Annotated in this window: 15 protein-coding genes; 9 read left to right on the forward strand and 6 right to left on the reverse strand. The window is 47.9% G+C overall.

Annotation, left to right across the window (positions count from 1 at the left end; all coding sequences use genetic code 11):
- Positions 1–166: 166 nt before the first annotated feature.
- Positions 167–1,006 carry a co-chaperone DjlA gene (djlA, locus tag FIU82_RS03105; RefSeq protein WP_152441451.1) on the forward strand — a complete coding sequence of 280 codons (840 nt, stop codon included), beginning with the start codon at positions 167–169 and terminating at the stop codon, positions 1,004–1,006.
- Here the strand turns inward: djlA and FIU82_RS03110 are convergent.
- The 3 genes from FIU82_RS03110 to rapA all read right to left on the reverse strand — a co-directional run bounded on the left by FIU82_RS03110 (position 1,003) and on the right by rapA (position 5,543).
- Positions 1,003–1,857 (reverse strand): DUF3530 family protein, encoded by an 855-nt coding sequence (locus FIU82_RS03110; protein ID WP_172972693.1) that lies wholly within the window; start codon positions 1,855–1,857, stop codon positions 1,003–1,005. The genes djlA and FIU82_RS03110 overlap by 4 nt on opposite strands.
- Before the next feature lie 98 nt (positions 1,858–1,955).
- Positions 1,956–2,609, reverse strand: a complete 654-nt coding sequence (rluA, locus tag FIU82_RS03115) for a bifunctional tRNA pseudouridine(32) synthase/23S rRNA pseudouridine(746) synthase RluA (RefSeq protein WP_152440315.1) — start codon at positions 2,607–2,609, stop codon at positions 1,956–1,958.
- A gap of 42 nt (positions 2,610–2,651) precedes the next feature.
- Entirely contained in the window at positions 2,652–5,543 is a 2,892-nt protein-coding gene (gene rapA / locus FIU82_RS03120) for an RNA polymerase-associated protein RapA (RefSeq protein WP_152440316.1), read from the reverse strand.
- 317 nt (positions 5,544–5,860) lie between these two features.
- Here rapA and FIU82_RS03125 point away from each other — a divergent pair, with 317 nt between their 5' ends.
- A complete protein-coding gene (locus tag FIU82_RS03125; RefSeq protein WP_022946341.1) occupies positions 5,861–7,261 on the forward strand; it encodes a PhoH family protein in 1,401 nt (466 codons plus the stop codon).
- A 170-nt stretch (positions 7,262–7,431) separates the two neighbouring features.
- Positions 7,432–8,334, forward strand: coding sequence for a diguanylate cyclase (locus FIU82_RS03130; protein WP_152440317.1), 903 nt, complete (start codon positions 7,432–7,434; stop codon positions 8,332–8,334).
- A gap of 29 nt (positions 8,335–8,363) precedes the next feature.
- On the opposite strand, the gene FIU82_RS03135 is transcribed toward FIU82_RS03130, so the two are convergent.
- A complete protein-coding gene (locus tag FIU82_RS03135; RefSeq protein ID WP_022946339.1) occupies positions 8,364–8,741 on the reverse strand; it encodes a DUF3192 domain-containing protein in 378 nt (125 codons plus the stop codon).
- 139 nt (positions 8,742–8,880) lie between these two features.
- Positions 8,881–9,825: a D-2-hydroxyacid dehydrogenase gene (locus FIU82_RS03140; RefSeq protein ID WP_152440318.1), complete on the reverse strand. Its 945-nt coding sequence runs from the start codon at positions 9,823–9,825 to the stop codon at positions 8,881–8,883.
- Positions 9,826–9,988: 163 nt separating this feature from the next.
- On the opposite strand from FIU82_RS03140, the gene zntR reads away from it, so the two are divergent.
- From zntR to FIU82_RS03160, 4 genes are all read left to right on the forward strand, one after another.
- Complete coding sequence (zntR, locus tag FIU82_RS03145; RefSeq protein ID WP_045979585.1) at positions 9,989–10,402, forward strand: Zn(2+)-responsive transcriptional regulator; 414 nt, start codon at positions 9,989–9,991, stop codon at positions 10,400–10,402.
- On the forward strand, positions 10,386–11,552 hold the full coding sequence (locus tag FIU82_RS03150; RefSeq protein ID WP_172972694.1) for an SO_0444 family Cu/Zn efflux transporter: 1,167 nt from the start codon (positions 10,386–10,388) through the stop codon (positions 11,550–11,552). Before zntR ends, FIU82_RS03150 begins: the two co-directional genes overlap by 17 nt.
- Before the next feature lie 103 nt (positions 11,553–11,655).
- Positions 11,656–12,768, forward strand: coding sequence for a 1-acyl-sn-glycerol-3-phosphate acyltransferase (locus FIU82_RS03155; protein WP_022946335.1), 1,113 nt, complete (start codon positions 11,656–11,658; stop codon positions 12,766–12,768).
- Positions 12,769–12,922: 154 nt separating this feature from the next.
- Positions 12,923–13,171, forward strand: coding sequence for a DUF1289 domain-containing protein (locus FIU82_RS03160; protein WP_053910619.1), 249 nt, complete (start codon positions 12,923–12,925; stop codon positions 13,169–13,171).
- Here FIU82_RS03160 and FIU82_RS03165 read toward each other — a convergent pair.
- Complete coding sequence (locus FIU82_RS03165; protein ID WP_162197075.1) at positions 13,166–13,873, reverse strand: transporter substrate-binding domain-containing protein; 708 nt, start codon at positions 13,871–13,873, stop codon at positions 13,166–13,168. The genes FIU82_RS03160 and FIU82_RS03165 overlap by 6 nt on opposite strands.
- Positions 13,874–14,091: 218 nt before the next feature.
- Here FIU82_RS03165 and FIU82_RS03170 point away from each other — a divergent pair, with 218 nt between their 5' ends.
- Together FIU82_RS03170 and FIU82_RS03175 are read left to right on the forward strand one after the other, a co-directional pair.
- Positions 14,092–14,301, forward strand: a complete 210-nt coding sequence (locus tag FIU82_RS03170) for a DUF3283 family protein (RefSeq protein WP_026111308.1) — start codon at positions 14,092–14,094, stop codon at positions 14,299–14,301.
- Complete coding sequence (locus FIU82_RS03175) at positions 14,298–14,726, forward strand: GNAT family N-acetyltransferase (RefSeq protein ID WP_152440320.1); 429 nt, start codon at positions 14,298–14,300, stop codon at positions 14,724–14,726. The genes FIU82_RS03170 and FIU82_RS03175 overlap by 4 nt, the downstream gene beginning before the upstream one ends.
- The last annotated feature ends 15 nt before the right edge of the window (positions 14,727–14,741 follow it).

The raw sequence follows: 14,741 nt of genomic DNA on the forward strand, positions 1-14,741 counted from the left end.
TACATCCGCTGACAAAGCGATGTCAGCGGATAAGGGTTAAAAATTGTTAGCGATAAAAGCGCTAGGGTATACAACTAGCTGCGCTACTGGGTCATGCTTTCGCTTGTTAGTTCGATGATTTTTCGTCACTATGTGGTGCACATTGGTTTTCAGAGGTATTTAGGTGATGTGGGGCAAGCTTCTTGGTGCCTGCTTTGGCTTTATGTTTGGTAAGTTTCTTGGCGCCTTATTGGGGCTGTTCGTTGGGCATATGTTCGACAGAAGCTTAAAGCAGGACTTTGACCGTGCTGGCGGTTTTCGTGGCTTTTTTAACCACGAAGATGTATCTCAGCGCCAAGCCTTATTTTTCTCTAGTTGCTTTGCTGTCATGGGGCACATTGCTAAATCCAACGGTCGCGTCAACGAGATGCACATTCGTGCAGCCACTCAGTTTATGGATGAAATGGGCTTAAGTGGTGAAGACAAGCGCGAAGCTCAGCATGCATTTCGCGCGGGTAAAGAGGCTGATTTCTCCATGAATGCGACGCTGCGAGAGTTCCGCGAGCATTTTGCCGGGCGCTTCGATATGTTGCAGTTATTTTTGGAAATCCAGATTCAGATGGCCTTCAGTGATGGTCACTTAGCTGAGCAAGAAAAAGCGCTGTTGGAGCAGGTCGCCAAAGGGCTGGGTGTCAGTAAAACCCATTTTAACTTTATCCTCAAACGCTACCAAGCCGAATTTGCTTTTCGCCAACAGCAGCAACGTTTTCGTCAGCAACAACAGCAGCATCATCAAGGGCGTACATCAAGTACCAGCGATACGGGTATGAATCGTCGTCAGGCGTTGGATATTCTTGGTTTGGAAGAGGGAGCGGATGCGCGCACTGTTAAAAAAGCCTACCGCAAGTTGATGGCGCAGCACCACCCAGATAAGTTAGTCTCTCAGGGCCTTCCTGAGCATATGATGAAATTAGCACAAAAGAAAAGTCAGGATATCCAAGCGGCGTATGAGTACTTAAAGGCTTAGAATAAGCGCCGCAGAAAACCGTCGATTTCGGTTGCTAGGCGGTGTATTTGCTGCTGCTCACTAAGCTCAGCGAACAATGTACGTTGGCGGTAATTAAACTTTCTGTTTTTCTCTGCCCAGAGTCGTCGCTGTGGCCGTTGCTGTGTGGCCCAGCTATGGTCAAAAGGGGTGTACACGTCGAGCACCGCAGGGGGCATCACTGATAAATTGGCGCTAATGTGGTGGTGGCGCGCAGGGACCGGCAAGTAGGCGCCCACAGCAATAAACGCGTTAATATCCACCTGTAGGTTATCGACAAAGTACTCACTGAGTAAGCCGGCGCTGCGCCCAGCAGCGAACACACTAACCGCTTTGCCTTGCTCCTGTGCCCGCTCTAGCAGACTAACAAGTTGTGCGCTTAAGCGTTGTTGTTCTTTATCCAAAAGCTCAGAGGAGATGGCTTGTTGATAGCCTGGGATATAACTGGGTTGCGGCTGCTCGGTTTCGTCAGCAGATTGTGGAGGCGGCTCCTGAGATTGCTGCGTTTGGTCTTGTTGCTGCTCTTCGCTAGCGTCTTGCTGGGCAGCTTCGCTCTGTTGCTCATCGTCACGTGTTGCTGGGTGGTTAACTAAGAGATAGCTGCTGTAGCCACGCTCACTGAGCAGTGCCCGTAAAAATATAAAACCACGTTGATTACCATAGGGGTCGTCGATGCTTGGGATCATAAGCACTACACCGCGATGCTCTGACGCCATATGTGGGCGAAACACCACACTAAACTCTTCCCCTTTGGCGAGTAGCGTTTGTGTCTCATCGAGGCTAGCTAAGTAATGCCTATCGAGGGTCGGGCTGGCATTGGTTGGCCATTGCACGAGCAACCCTATTAATATCAGTATCAATCGCAGCACAGACGTTAAACACCCTCTATTATTTTATATCTACATAGCTATCGGCCAACGCCATAAAAAGTTTAGAACGGGCACGAAGCGGTAAACTCCATCATCTCTTCGTTACTAGGATGGCGTAGCTGTAGCCAAGTGGCGTGTAGTTGTAGTCTATCTGCTCGCGCTTTGGCGTGTTCGTGGGCGTAAAGTCTATCGCCGAGGATCACATGTCCTAGGCTAAGCATATGTACACGTAACTGGTGACTGCGCCCGGTGATCGGGGTGAGCTCAACACGGGTGGCGTCCTGCTCATAATCAAGCACCTGATAATGCGTGAGTGAAGGTTTTCCTCGGTCATGATCGACCATTTGCTTTGGCCGGTTCGGCCAGTCGCAAATAAGGGGCAAATCGACGCTACCACTTTGCTCTTTTAGGTGGCCCTCAACCCGAGCAAGGTAACGCTTGGCCGTTTGCCGCTCTTGGAACTGCATACTTAGGTGGCGGTGTGCGGCTTTATTTAATGCCAGACAAATAACCCCGGAGGTAGCCATATCCAGGCGGTGCACAATTTTGGCGCTAGGAAAAACAAGGTTAGCGCGGCGGATCACACAATCTGCATGCTTGGGGTCTTTACCGGGAACGCTGAGTAAACCACTGGGTTTATCCAGTACTAATAAGTCATCATCTTGGTAAAGAATGCGCAGATAAGGAGTGCGCGGTGGATTATAGTGTAACAGCATGGCCAGCCCCGTTAGATAAGGCCGGCCATTTTAAAGAAATGCTTAGTGGCTGACAACGATTAAGCGAATGGCATCGAGTTTAACCTTGGCTTTGTCGATGTAATCATCCATTTGCTGCTTGTTATCACGATAATAACTGAGCTCCTCGTCACGAATATTCGGATTGATTTCTTTCAGTTTTTGCAAGCGAGTCAGCTCTGTATCCAGAGCCTGATGCATGCTCTGTTTGGCCTGCTCACGTAGTTGCTCCATGTGCACCTGCGCCTGCTCATTACCTTGCTCAATCAGCGGGTGAATGGCACTTTGTAATGCGTTCACGAGTTTCGAAGCCGTTTGTCTGCCAACGGCATTTAATTGCTGATTAAAGGTATCAAAGGCAACATTGGCGCTGAGGTCGTTACCGCCCTTATCCAGTAGCAGTCGTATGGGAGTCGGCGGTAAATAGCGGCCTAATTGTAATGATTTCGGAGCCATGGCTTCGGCGATGTAGACCAATTCAACAAAGAAGGTGCCGGCCGGCAGTTTTTTGTTTTTAAACAGCGCCACCGAAGCGGTGCCAAAATCGTCATCACAGATCATCTCCATCGCCCCTTCGACCATGGGGTGATCCCAACTGATAAAGTGCAAATCTTCTTGCGCAAGCGCCGTGTCTCTATCAAAAGTGACACTGATGCCTTCTTCTTTTAAGCAGGGGAAGGTGGCACCAAGCATGTGTTCCGTGGGTTTGAGGATAATGCTATTTTCGCCTTTGTCTTCTTGGTTTACACCCCAAATATCAAACACATTGATCATGTAGCTGGGCAACTCAAAGCTGTGGTCTAAGGCATTGATATCCTGCACTAGGTGCTCAGACTGACCTTGGCCGCTGGAGTGCAGCTCTAATAACCGGTCACGTCCTGATTCCATTTGCGCTTTGAGCGCTAGGTAACGCGCATGAACGCGCTGTACCAGTGCTTGCAGCGGTTCATCTTGGTAGCTGCCATCAGCCAGTAACTCGATGAGCTCATCGCCAAACTCTTGATTGAGAATATGCCCAGTGCTGGCAGTGTGTTCAAAGGCATTTAGACCATGGTGATACCACTGCAGCAGGGTGTCTTGCGCAGTGTGTTGAAAATAAGGCACGTGAATTTTAATGTCTTCGCTTTGGCCGATACGATCTAAGCGGCCAATGCGCTGCTCTAAAAGGTCTGGGTTGAGCGGCAAGTCGAACAGCACGAGGTGGTGAGCGAACTGGAAGTTGCGCCCCTCAGAGCCAATCTCAGAACAAATAAGGACCTGAGCACTGTCTTCAATGTCGGCAAAGAATGCGGCGGCGCGGTCACGTTCAATAATGCTCATGCCTTCATGGAACAGTGCGGCCTTGATCCCCTCGCGTTCACGCAGTGCTTGCTCAAGGCTTAACGCAGTTTCGGCTTTAGCACAAATCACCAACATCTTTTGCGGCTTATTGGCGTTAAGGGTGTCGATAAGCCACTGTACCCGAGGGTCGAACTGTGTCCAGCTGCTGTCTTGACCCTCGAATTCTTGGAACATTTTCTCTGGGAACAGCGCGCGCATGGCGTTGAGCTCAGCCGGCCCTGAGCTGCCTAAACTGCCCATTACGTTCATCGCGGTTTGGTATTGCGGCGGCATTGCCATTGGGTAGGTGTGTAAAATACGCTCGGGGTAGCCGCTTATGCCACTGCGGCTGTTACGGAATAAAATGCGCCCTGTGCCATGACGGTCCAGAAGCTGCTCTAGCATGCTGGCTTTCGCTTGCTCATCGCCCTTAGCAATACCTGCAAGTAGTGCTTGCGCTTCGCTACCTAGCAGGTTGGTAAGTACTTGCTGTTGTTCAGTGCTCAGAGCTTGTTCTTGGAGTACGCTATTGGCTGCGTCAGCAATGTCTTGATAATGTGACTCTTGGGCAACAAAGGCGTCGTAGTCATAGAACCTGTCAGGGTCGAGTAGTTTCAAACGGGCAAAGTGACTTTGGTGGCCAAGCTGATCTGGGGTGGCGGTAAGCAAAATAAGACCGGCAATATCGCGACTGAGCTCTTCAATGCGCTGATACTCGGTGCTGGGTTTATCCACCGACCAGCTTAGGTGATGCGCTTCATCAACCACCATAAGGTCCCAATCCGCCAAGGTTGCTTGTTCAAACCAGCGTTTTTTCTTGGTTAGGAATTCTAAGCTAGTGAGCACCAACTGTTCGGTCTCAAACACATTGGGGCTGTCGGCATAGGCTTCGGCGCAGCGCTCTTCATCAAAAATGGCAAACTGTAAGTTAAAGCGGCGCAGCATTTCTACTAGCCATTGATGTTGTAAATTCTCCGGCACGACTATGAGCACGCGCGCAGCGCGGCCGGTAAGCAACTGTTGGTGCAAAATCATACCGGCTTCAATGGTTTTACCTAAACCCACTTCATCGCTGAGTAACACGCGCGGGGCAAAACGTTGTCCCACCTCACGGGCAATATGCAATTGGTGCTCAATAAGGCTAGCGCGTTGCCCAATTAACCCTTTTAGTGGTGACTGCGCGCGCTGGTAGCGATGTTGCCACGTGTTGTAGCGCAGCGTGTAACGATCGAAACGGTCTACTTGACCAGCAAAAAGCCTGTCTTGAGGCTTATTAAACTTAATAAAATGATCGAGAAAAGTTTCTTTGAGTTCCACCGGTTCGTCATTATCAAGACGTTTGCCTACATAGGTATATAAGCCATCGCTTTGTGTTACTTCGCTGACCTCAAGTTCCCATTCATCAGCACTGCGAATAGTATCGCCAGGATTGAACTTTACACGGGTAACGGGGGCTTCACTTTGTGCATAGACCCGGTTTTCCCCGCTTGCAGGAAAAAGAATGCTTACTTGGCGTCCTTCCAATGCAACTACGGTACCTAATCCTAAATCGGACTCGGTATCACTGATCCAACGTTGACCTAAGGAAAAATTCATTACTTGCTCGACTCGACTTTGATTTACCTAGGCTTGAGCGCGTTGGCCCAAGCAAAAAAAGGCGGCTATATTAGCGTGCTCTTGATTGATTATCACCACAAAACGCAGAAAAGTTTCTACGCTTGTGTGTTTTATATACAGCAGCAAAAGAAGGGCATTTTTGCAAACAAAAAAGTGTGATTTTCATCGTCTTTTTTACTGTCATAAAAGCGTCTTTTGTAATCCATAGACTAAACTTGAAGTATGCCGTTACTGATTCAGGCTGTTTATTGAGCTGCGGCGGCATACATACAATAAAAGACAAATAGGAACGCGCTATGGACCAAGACCGCCACGCTACCAGTAGTAAAATGTATGTGCTCGACACCAACGTATTACTCCACGAACCCCTTGCTTTCCTCTCTTTCCAAGAACACGATGTAATTGTTCCAATGACAGTCCTCGAAGAGCTCGACCACATAAAAGACCGCAAACGTGATGTGAGTCGCGATGCACGAGTGGCTATTCGTGCACTCGATGAAGTATTGCGCGATGCCACCCCAGAGCAAATGTTGCAGGGGGTGCTATTGCCCAGTAATAAACGTGCACCAGAAGCGCCTCGGGGTAAACTCATTATTGTTAATGATCATTTGTTTGCAGATAGCATCTCTGGGCTGCCTGGGGATGAAAACGATCACCGCATCATTAACTGCGCAGTGTATCTGCAAAAGCAGTACAGCGACGCCAAAGTGGTGCTAGTGACCAAAGATATCAACATGCGTCTTAAAGCCAAAGGTGCGGGTCTGCATTATGTTGAAGATTACCGTACAGACCAACTGATTGATGACATTACACTACTGACGTCAGGGTATAAAAAAATAGAGGGTGATTTCTGGCAGCATGTTGGGGAGTGTGAAACCGAGCAGCAAGGGCGCGATGCGCTTCATCACGTTGCCAGAGAGTTGGTACCTGATGTATTTGCCAATGAATATTTGCTTGATGACAGTGGCCATTTCGCGGCTCGTGTAGTTGGCTATGATGAAGCACATATAACCCTAAAAGACCTAGGAGTCGAACGGCTATTGGCGCGCAGCGCCTGGGGCGTTAAACCAAAAAATATTTACCAAGGCATGGCCATGGATGCCTTGCTCGACCCAGATATCGAACTGGTGTTACTCACTGGTCCGGCAGGGTGCGGCAAAACGATTTTAGCCTTAGCGGCCGCCCTTGAAATGATCATCGAAAAAGGTATATACGACAAACTAATTGTGACCCGCAATACCCCTGAAATAGCGGAGTCTATAGGTTTTTTGCCAGGTACAGAGGAAGAAAAAATGGCGCCTTGGCTGGCAGCGATCACCGATTCTTTGGAGGTGTTGCACAAAGGCGATGAGAACCCGATTTCCAGTCGCAACTATATTATGGAAAAAGCCAATATTCAGTTTAAATCGGTGAACTTCATGCGTGGGCGTAGTATCCAAAATGCCGTGGTATTGCTTGATGAGAGTCAGAATTTAACAGCCTCACAGTTGAAAACGATCATCACGCGCTGCGGGGCGGGCACTAAATTGATTTGTTCGGGGAATCTGGCGCAAATAGACAGTAACTATCTGACCCCAGTGACATCGGGTTTGACCTATATCGTTGAGCGCTTTAAGCATTTTGAGGGCAGTGCCACCGTAAATCTAAACGGTGTGGTGCGCAGTCGCCTTGCTTCATTTGCTGAAGAAAACCTCTAAGCATACAAGCTAATTCACTGTGTATGTGGCTAATTTCTGCCATATATTCAGTGAATTGTTAGGTATTTATGTCTAAACTGGGTAAATACGTTAAATAGCGGGTAAATTGCAGCCTAATTCATTCTTTTGTATTGGTTCTGCAAGCAGTTAAGACAAACTAGGGCAAATAAATGAGGTCAGCACGTATTCTTGTCGTCGATGATGACGAGTTAAATCGGGTGGTTTTGGAGAAAACGCTGAGCCCCAAGCACAAAGTGTTTGGTGTCGAAAGTGCTGAGGCCATGTTTGAGTGGTTAGCGACTAACAGTGTTGATCTGATCTTGCTGGACATCGTCATGCCCGGTATGGATGGTTACGAAGCGCTGCGTAAGCTTAAGCATGATGAGCGCACACAGCCTATTCCTGTCATTATCATTTCCGCCAATGATTCTCTTGTTGATGAAGCTAAAGGCCTTGAGCTCGGAGCCATGGACTACATAACCAAACCCTTTGGTAGTGCCATAGTGCGCGCGCGCGTTAAAAACCAGCTGACTATCAAGCAAAAGAACGACCTGTTAGAGATGCTGGCCAGTATCGATGGCTTAACCGAAATTCCCAATCGCCGCTATTTTGATGAACAGCTCTCGCGGGAGTGGCGGCGTAGTGTCCGCGCTGGGCTGCCGTTGTCTGTGGTGCTCATCGATATTGACTTTTTTAAACGTTACAACGATCACTATGGCCACCAACGCGGTGATGAGTGTTTGAAGAAAGTGGCTTCAACCTTGGTGGCCAATTGTCAACGTGGTAGTGACTTCGTCGCTCGCTATGGCGGTGAAGAATTTGCTGCTGTGCTGCCAGGGAGTGAAGAGGGAACAGCCATGGCGTTGGCACAAAAGCTAAAACGCGTTATAGAAGAGCTTAACGTGGCGCATATAGACTCGCCTGTTGCTGACCATGTCACTATCAGTATGGGGGTATCCACCTATCCTGGTTTTGGTGATGCGCAATCGGAATCACAGCTTATTGAGCGCGCTGACAGGGGGCTTTACAAAGCGAAGCAACAAGGGCGTAACACCATTGTATTTTTCGCATAAAAAAGCCACCCCTGTGGGTGGCTGAACGTTTATAGCTTATTGATAAGCGCTTGGTAGGCGCTGTCACCTACACTGACTAAGGCGCCATCAGCAAAAACCAAAGGGGTGCATTCGTCCTTTGAGATTTTGCCATCAGACTTTTTACTTTGCGTGGCGTAAAATAACACTTGGTAGTTGTCTTGTTGATGGCGGAAAGATTCACTGAAATCTGGCGTTCCCAAAGAATTTTTCACTTGCGCAAACCCGGTACCTAGCTGCAAGTCAGCAATGTATGTGCGGTTGTCTTTTTGTTGCTGCTGCCAATCACTGCCAGCCCAACGGGCATCAGCATCGCCATCATTCACTGAAACAACACAGCCTCCCAGTAAAGGAAGGGCGACTAAAGCGGCAATAAGTGTTTTTTTCATTGTTATATCCGTTATTAAGTATTGTTAACACCTAGGTAAGATAACAAATTTAGTGCCAATATTTATTTTTATTTATTATCAGTGGGTTATGAAATTTTCAAGGTGTCTCTTAGGCCTAGAAACCCATAGTTTAGTGAATCTAACTAACCTGATTGCGGATTTCACCATTGGCAAACCCAATAATATTCTTCGCCAATTGTTCAATGAGGCGGTCGCGGGCTTGGCGAGAGGCCCAGGCAATGTGTGGCGTTAACAATAAGTTATGGCCTTGATAGGCAATTAATGGATTATCTGTGGTGGCAGGCTCACGTGTAAGCACATCTAACGCCGCACCGGCTATATCACCTTGCTCTAGGGCCACAACGAGCGCTTGTTCATCAATAATAGGGCCACGAGCTGTATTGATGAGCACTGCACTTGGTTTCATTAAAACGAATGCGTCGGCGTTAAATAGTTGCTGAGTTTGTGGCGTTAAAGGGCTATGGATAGAGACCACATCAGCGTTTTGCAGTGCTTGTTCAAAGCTAACCCGTCCTTCTCGTACTGGCTGTCCTTTACGCTCCGCAATGATGACCTTCATAGCGAAGGCTTCTGCAACGCGCGCCACCGCCTGACCTAACTCGCCATAGCCGATGATAGCAAGGGTTTTATCGGCAAGCTCCTCAATGGCATAATCCAAGCGACAAAACATATCACTTTGTTGCCACGCACCGTGATGGCAGTCATTAATGTAGCGATGAATGTTACCTAATAAGGCGTTGAGTAGGGCGAAGGTGTGTTGCACCACTGATGCGGTAGAGTAGCCAGCAACATTACATACTGTGATGCCTTGCTCTGCTGCACCTTGTAAGTCGATATTGTTGGTGCCGGTGGCAGCAACACAAATCAATTTAAGCTTGGGTAGCGATTGCATGTGCTCAGCATTAATCACTACTTTATTGCTAATAATAACCTCGGCATCTTGGCAACGAGTAACAACGGACTGTGGCTCAGTTAGCTCGTAAGAATGGAAGTCTCCGAGTTGCTCCAGTGGGGCTAAGCTATTGTCACCTAAAGTTTTTGCATCAAGTAGTACTATGTTCATAACTCTCTTCTCTCGTTTCGCCAGTGAGACAAAGTAGGCGTTAAAATACGGTGGTTTAGCACTAGTCTTTCATGGTGACTTAGCGGACGCAAAAAAATATTGACCTTGGAGTTAACACTAAGGTCTACAATCAGTGACAGTTAAATAACTGCGAGAAAAACTAATGCGAATTTCAGAGTTAGCAAAAAAGGTGGACATGAGTCCCGATACGCTTCGTTACTACGAACAGCAAGGGCTATTACAACCGCCTAATCGCACTGCAGCAGGATACCGGGATTATACGCACGCCCATTTAGCGCAATTAAACTTTATTCGTCGTGCTAAAGACGTCGGATTTAGTTTGCAAGAAATCTCTGAGTTATTGAAGATTAACTTTGAGAAACAGCAGCATAGCTGTCATGAAGTGAAGCAACTTACGCTGCGGAAAAAGGCACTCGTGGCAGAGCGTATCGCTGAGTTGCAACGCTTTTATGCCTCTCTTTCACAATTGGCTGAGCAGTGTTGTGGCACAGAATTACCGGCAGAGCATTGTTCAATTTTGACCGCATTGGAGGACGTTGATGGACTTACTAACTAATTTTTGGCAACTGTTTGTGCTATCTGCACCTTGGCTGATGTTGGGGTTGCTTTTAGCTGGGCTTATCAATGTATACCTTCCTGCTAACTTTTTGCAACGCCACCTTGGTAAAGAAGGCTTTTGGACAACTGTGAAAGCGGCTTTTATTGGCGCTCCCATGCCACTATGCTCTTGTGGCGTGATCCCTGCTGCCGTTGGGCTCAGACGGGCAGGCGCTTCGAAAAGTGCGACTACGTCCTTTTTAGTCTCCACGCCTGAAACTGGTGTCGACTCAGTGTCCGTATCCTATGTCTTACTGGGCCCTTTTATGGCTATTATTCGTCCTATTGCCGCAATTACCAGTGCCATTACCGCAGGTGTGCTAGTAGGTAAAGAGTCTAAGCCCGAGGCAACCCCAATACAGACATCGTCGCCGAGTTGCTGCGCCGAAAGAACGCCACAGCCGAGCACTTCATGTTGCACCAATAAGCAACAAGCGCCAGCATCCCAAGCTCCCACGCAGGCACAACAGGCTGATAATACAGCGCCGGCCTCATGCTGCAGTAGCCGTTCTAAAGCTACAAAAGAGCCCCGTTTCATGGCTAAGTTTAAGCAAGCGGTGCACTTTAGTACCACGAAACTGTTAAACGATACCGCCATGTGGTTAATGATAGGTCTGTTTTTCGCGGCGTTAGTGCAAACTTATGTGCCCGCTTCTTACTTAAGCCAGTGGGGCAGCGGATTATTGGCGATGACGGTGATGGTGCTTATCAGTATTCCAATGTACATTTGTGCCACGGCATCTACGCCAGTTGCCGCTGGACTGCTCATTGCTGGAGTATCGCCAGGCGCGGTATTGGTATTTATGCTAGCAGGACCTGCGACTAACATTGCCACGCTCGGTGTTGTTGGTAAGGAGTTAGGCAAGCGCGCGATTGTTGCCTATCTCAGTGCTGTCATTGGTGTAGCCTTAGCATTTGGATATTTAACGGATTGGCTGGTGGCACGGTTCGACTTTGCAGTGAGCCCTTTAGTTGGGCATCAGCACGAGCTTATGGCACCGTGGTTATCGCAAAGCTTAGCCGTGATTTTACTGCTGTTGTTATTACGCTTGGTATGGCTTAAGTTGCGCGCATGGCAAGCACCTGCGCAGCACCATGATAATGCATAAAGGGTTGTATCCCTTACTGGTAAGAGTTGATAAACTTAGCGAATACGTAAATGGCGCGATACAATAAGCGCCGTTTTTTTGCCTGTGGTAATAAGGTGTAATCGTGGATAAGTATGCAGACATAAGACCCTATAATGACGACGAAGTAGCAGATGCTGTTGCCCGGTTGGTAGCAGATAATGACTTTGTTGATTTGATAGCGAAGCATAATTTGCCCGGTTGGCTTGCCGGTATGCGCTTTCTATCTCGCCCGCTGGTGCGTGCGAGCCTGAAACGTAAGTGGGGCCAAGTAAACTCAGTGCGCCAAGTCCAGCTTGAAGTTGTGCATTATCTTGAGCGCATCATCCACAACACCACCTCAGAGGTCACCTATTCAGGGCTAGACAAGCTCGATAAAAACCAAGCATATCTGTTTATCTCCAATCACCGTGATATCGTGCTTGATCCCGCGTTGGTTAATTTTGGCTTGCACCAACATGATATGAATACCGTGCGCATTGCCATTGGTGATAATCTGCTACAGATCCCATACATCACTGAGCTGATGCGCTTAAACAAAAGTTTTATTGTAAAACGCTCGGCAAAAGCACCCAAAGAAATGCTTAAAGCGTTATCACAGCTCTCAGCCTATATTTATGACTCGTTGCAGGATGGCCACAGTATTTGGATAGCCCAGCGCGAAGGGCGTACCAAAGACGGTTTTGATCAAACCGATCCGGCGTTATTAAAAATGTTGCAATTGAATGGGCGCAAGCAAAAGAAAGAGTTTGCTGAGTATGTACGTGAGCTAAAAATTGTGCCGGTGTCCATTTCTTATCAGTATGAACCGTGTGCAATATCCAAAGCGAAGGAGCTCTATCATAAAAAGCACCACGGCGAGTATATAAAATCTGCCGGTGAGGATATCAGCAGTATAGTAGAGGGCTTTACGACCAATAAAGGCCATGTCCACCTCGCTTTTGGTCAACCGGTGCAAAGTGGCTGTGATACCCCAGAGGATCTTGCAAAAACCATCGATAAGCAGATTGTTGAATCTTTTTATTTGCACCCAGGCAATTACATTGCCGCTAAGCACGGTGATGCGGTTGTTGATTCCGAGTCCGTCGATGTCAAAGAGTTTGATGAGCGTATGCGTGCGATTCCCGAAGAGCTACGCGATCTCGTTACGGCCTTGTATGCGCGCCCAGTACTGCGCAAGGAAGAAATGGATACCTAGGCTGGTAATTCAGAGTCTTTGGCATTAACGTTATACCTAGGGTTGGTTTTTAATACACACCAAGGGTAATAAAGGCTAGTGTAGTCAATGCGCTCAGCGTCATGCGCTGCAAACAGCATTGGACCGTGGCTTAATCACACTGGGTAGAGCGTACATGCAGCAGCTGGAAATCTTTTCTATTGATAGCCCCTGCAAAGGGGTATGCCAGGTCAATAACCGTGGTTATTGCCTAGGCTGCTTTCGTTCTCGTGATGAGCGTTTTATGTGGAACCAACTCAGTGATGAGCAAAAACGTCACGTTAACCTACTTTGTCATCAGCGCTATAAGCGAGCAATGCAGCGTAAGCAACAACAGGGTGATATCAACACACCTGATGCGGGGCAGGGAGAGCTTGATTTATAAGCCGTGCTTTTGTTTCAGGTAGTCAACAACGCCATTTTGTTTAAGGGTGTTTAACACCTCAAGTAACTCAGGGATCAACGCCTCATGGCGTTTATGCACATAGTGGTAGCTGTAGTAATCGTTAAGATGCTGGCGATGATAGCTGGGGTTGCTATGGCTGTCGAAAGCCTGTTTGAGGTGAAAGTCTAAGATGGCAATGCCATCAACTTGTCGCTGAGCTAAGAGATTTAATTGCGCCGACACGCTTTTTAGGCTTAGCCGCCGGCCTTGGTAATTTTGGCTGTCGAGGTATTGTTCGGCTACCGGGTAACCGCTACGCAGCACCACGCTATTAAGATCGTTCAGTTGGCACTCGGCGCAGCGCGTAAGCATGATCAACTCAAACTTAAACAATGGAAAATCAACGCGAACCAAATTAGCGTAACGAGATTCAATTGCAGCAATGCGCCCTAATTGCCCGTCTAAAGTTCCTTCGTCGGCAGCGCGTAATGCTTGTGGCTGGTCAAACTCTATCAACTCAAGCTGATATCCAAGCTGATCATAGGCTAAATCCATAAGTTCAATAACATAGCGAGCTTGTGGTGTATCAACAGGCTTGTTAAAGGTCATGTTAGACGATGCATAGGCGCCAACAGACGCACTCAGCAGCCATAGCGAAGTAACATAGAGGATGGTGCGTTGTAACAAGGTTGAGTTAAGCATGCTATACCATAGTTTATGCGTGGCACTTCCTTGTTTTGCAATTGGGCTTACTCCGTTACCCATGTAAAATACGCGTTAAATTTCGCCACCATTCTAGGGAAGTTAGTTAGGTTTTTCTAGCACTTGTCGCAACTAAGCAACAAACTATCTACTTTTGCCCTAGGTCGGATTTGGTATAGTATAGTCAGGATATGAACACCAACCTGAGTGTAACTGCGATGAGTTTCAATTTGTGCCTACTGCCTCGCGAAGAAAAGTACCGTATTCAGCTAGACTACGAGGCCTCATTTTGGGCTTACCAAATAGTGCGCGGTAAAAATGCCCGCGACAAAGTTTACGAGGCGATTAATATTCGGCCTGTCTCTGAGCAAAATTATCTCAAGCAACAGTTTGAACATTATTTGGCATTGATGAGTGCATCGCGATGAGCGACGTTGATGTGCAGCGCCTTGCTGACATCGCCACCCCATTAGTTAACAAGTTTTATCAGGCTTATGGGGCTCGAGGTCGTGCCTCTAAGGCAGACCAGGTTTGGGTAGCCAGAGCCGATAGTGGCATCATTGGTGCAGCACGGTTGCTGCACTTGTCGGAGAACTTGCTACTCGTTGGCGTGTTTATTGCCCCACAGTGGCGGCAACAAGGGGTTGCTCGGGAGTTAATCAGTACTGTGTGCCAACACCAAAAGCAGCCCGTTTTTAGTTTTATTTACGCCCATTTAGCCGCTTTTTACCTCAGCTTAGGGTTTCAGCCCGAGCCCGATTTGCCCGACGAATTACAACAGCGATTTAATGCCTATCAGCGCCAAGGACGCGATATCTTGGCATATTGCCTGAATCGAGGAAACCATGCTTAGGGCTTTGCTAGTGTG

The sequence above is a fragment of the Pseudoalteromonas sp. THAF3 genome (assembly GCF_009363775.1).
Lineage (GTDB): Bacteria > Pseudomonadota > Gammaproteobacteria > Enterobacterales > Alteromonadaceae > Pseudoalteromonas > Pseudoalteromonas ruthenica.

Excerpts from the sequence above, each read along its gene's own strand:
- djlA (WP_152441451.1), top strand. The coding sequence starts at position 167 with ATGTGGGGCAAGCTTCTTGGTGCCTGCTTTGGCTTTATGTTTGGTAAG.
- rluA (WP_152440315.1), bottom strand. The coding sequence starts at position 2,609 with ATGCTGTTACACTATAATCCACCGCGCACTCCTTATCTGCGCATTCTT.
- rapA (WP_152440316.1), bottom strand. The coding sequence starts at position 5,543 with ATGAATTTTTCCTTAGGTCAACGTTGGATCAGTGATACCGAGTCCGAT.
- FIU82_RS03125 (WP_022946341.1), top strand. The coding sequence starts at position 5,861 with ATGGACCAAGACCGCCACGCTACCAGTAGTAAAATGTATGTGCTCGAC.
- FIU82_RS03130 (WP_152440317.1), top strand. The coding sequence starts at position 7,432 with ATGAGGTCAGCACGTATTCTTGTCGTCGATGATGACGAGTTAAATCGG.
- FIU82_RS03135 (WP_022946339.1), bottom strand. The coding sequence starts at position 8,741 with ATGAAAAAAACACTTATTGCCGCTTTAGTCGCCCTTCCTTTACTGGGA.
- FIU82_RS03140 (WP_152440318.1), bottom strand. The coding sequence starts at position 9,825 with ATGAACATAGTACTACTTGATGCAAAAACTTTAGGTGACAATAGCTTA.
- zntR (WP_045979585.1), top strand. The coding sequence starts at position 9,989 with ATGCGAATTTCAGAGTTAGCAAAAAAGGTGGACATGAGTCCCGATACG.
- FIU82_RS03150 (WP_172972694.1), top strand. The coding sequence starts at position 10,386 with ATGGACTTACTAACTAATTTTTGGCAACTGTTTGTGCTATCTGCACCT.
- FIU82_RS03160 (WP_053910619.1), top strand. The coding sequence starts at position 12,923 with ATGCAGCAGCTGGAAATCTTTTCTATTGATAGCCCCTGCAAAGGGGTA.
- FIU82_RS03165 (WP_162197075.1), bottom strand. The coding sequence starts at position 13,873 with ATGCTTAACTCAACCTTGTTACAACGCACCATCCTCTATGTTACTTCG.
- FIU82_RS03170 (WP_026111308.1), top strand. The coding sequence starts at position 14,092 with ATGAGTTTCAATTTGTGCCTACTGCCTCGCGAAGAAAAGTACCGTATT.
- FIU82_RS03175 (WP_152440320.1), top strand. The coding sequence starts at position 14,298 with ATGAGCGACGTTGATGTGCAGCGCCTTGCTGACATCGCCACCCCATTA.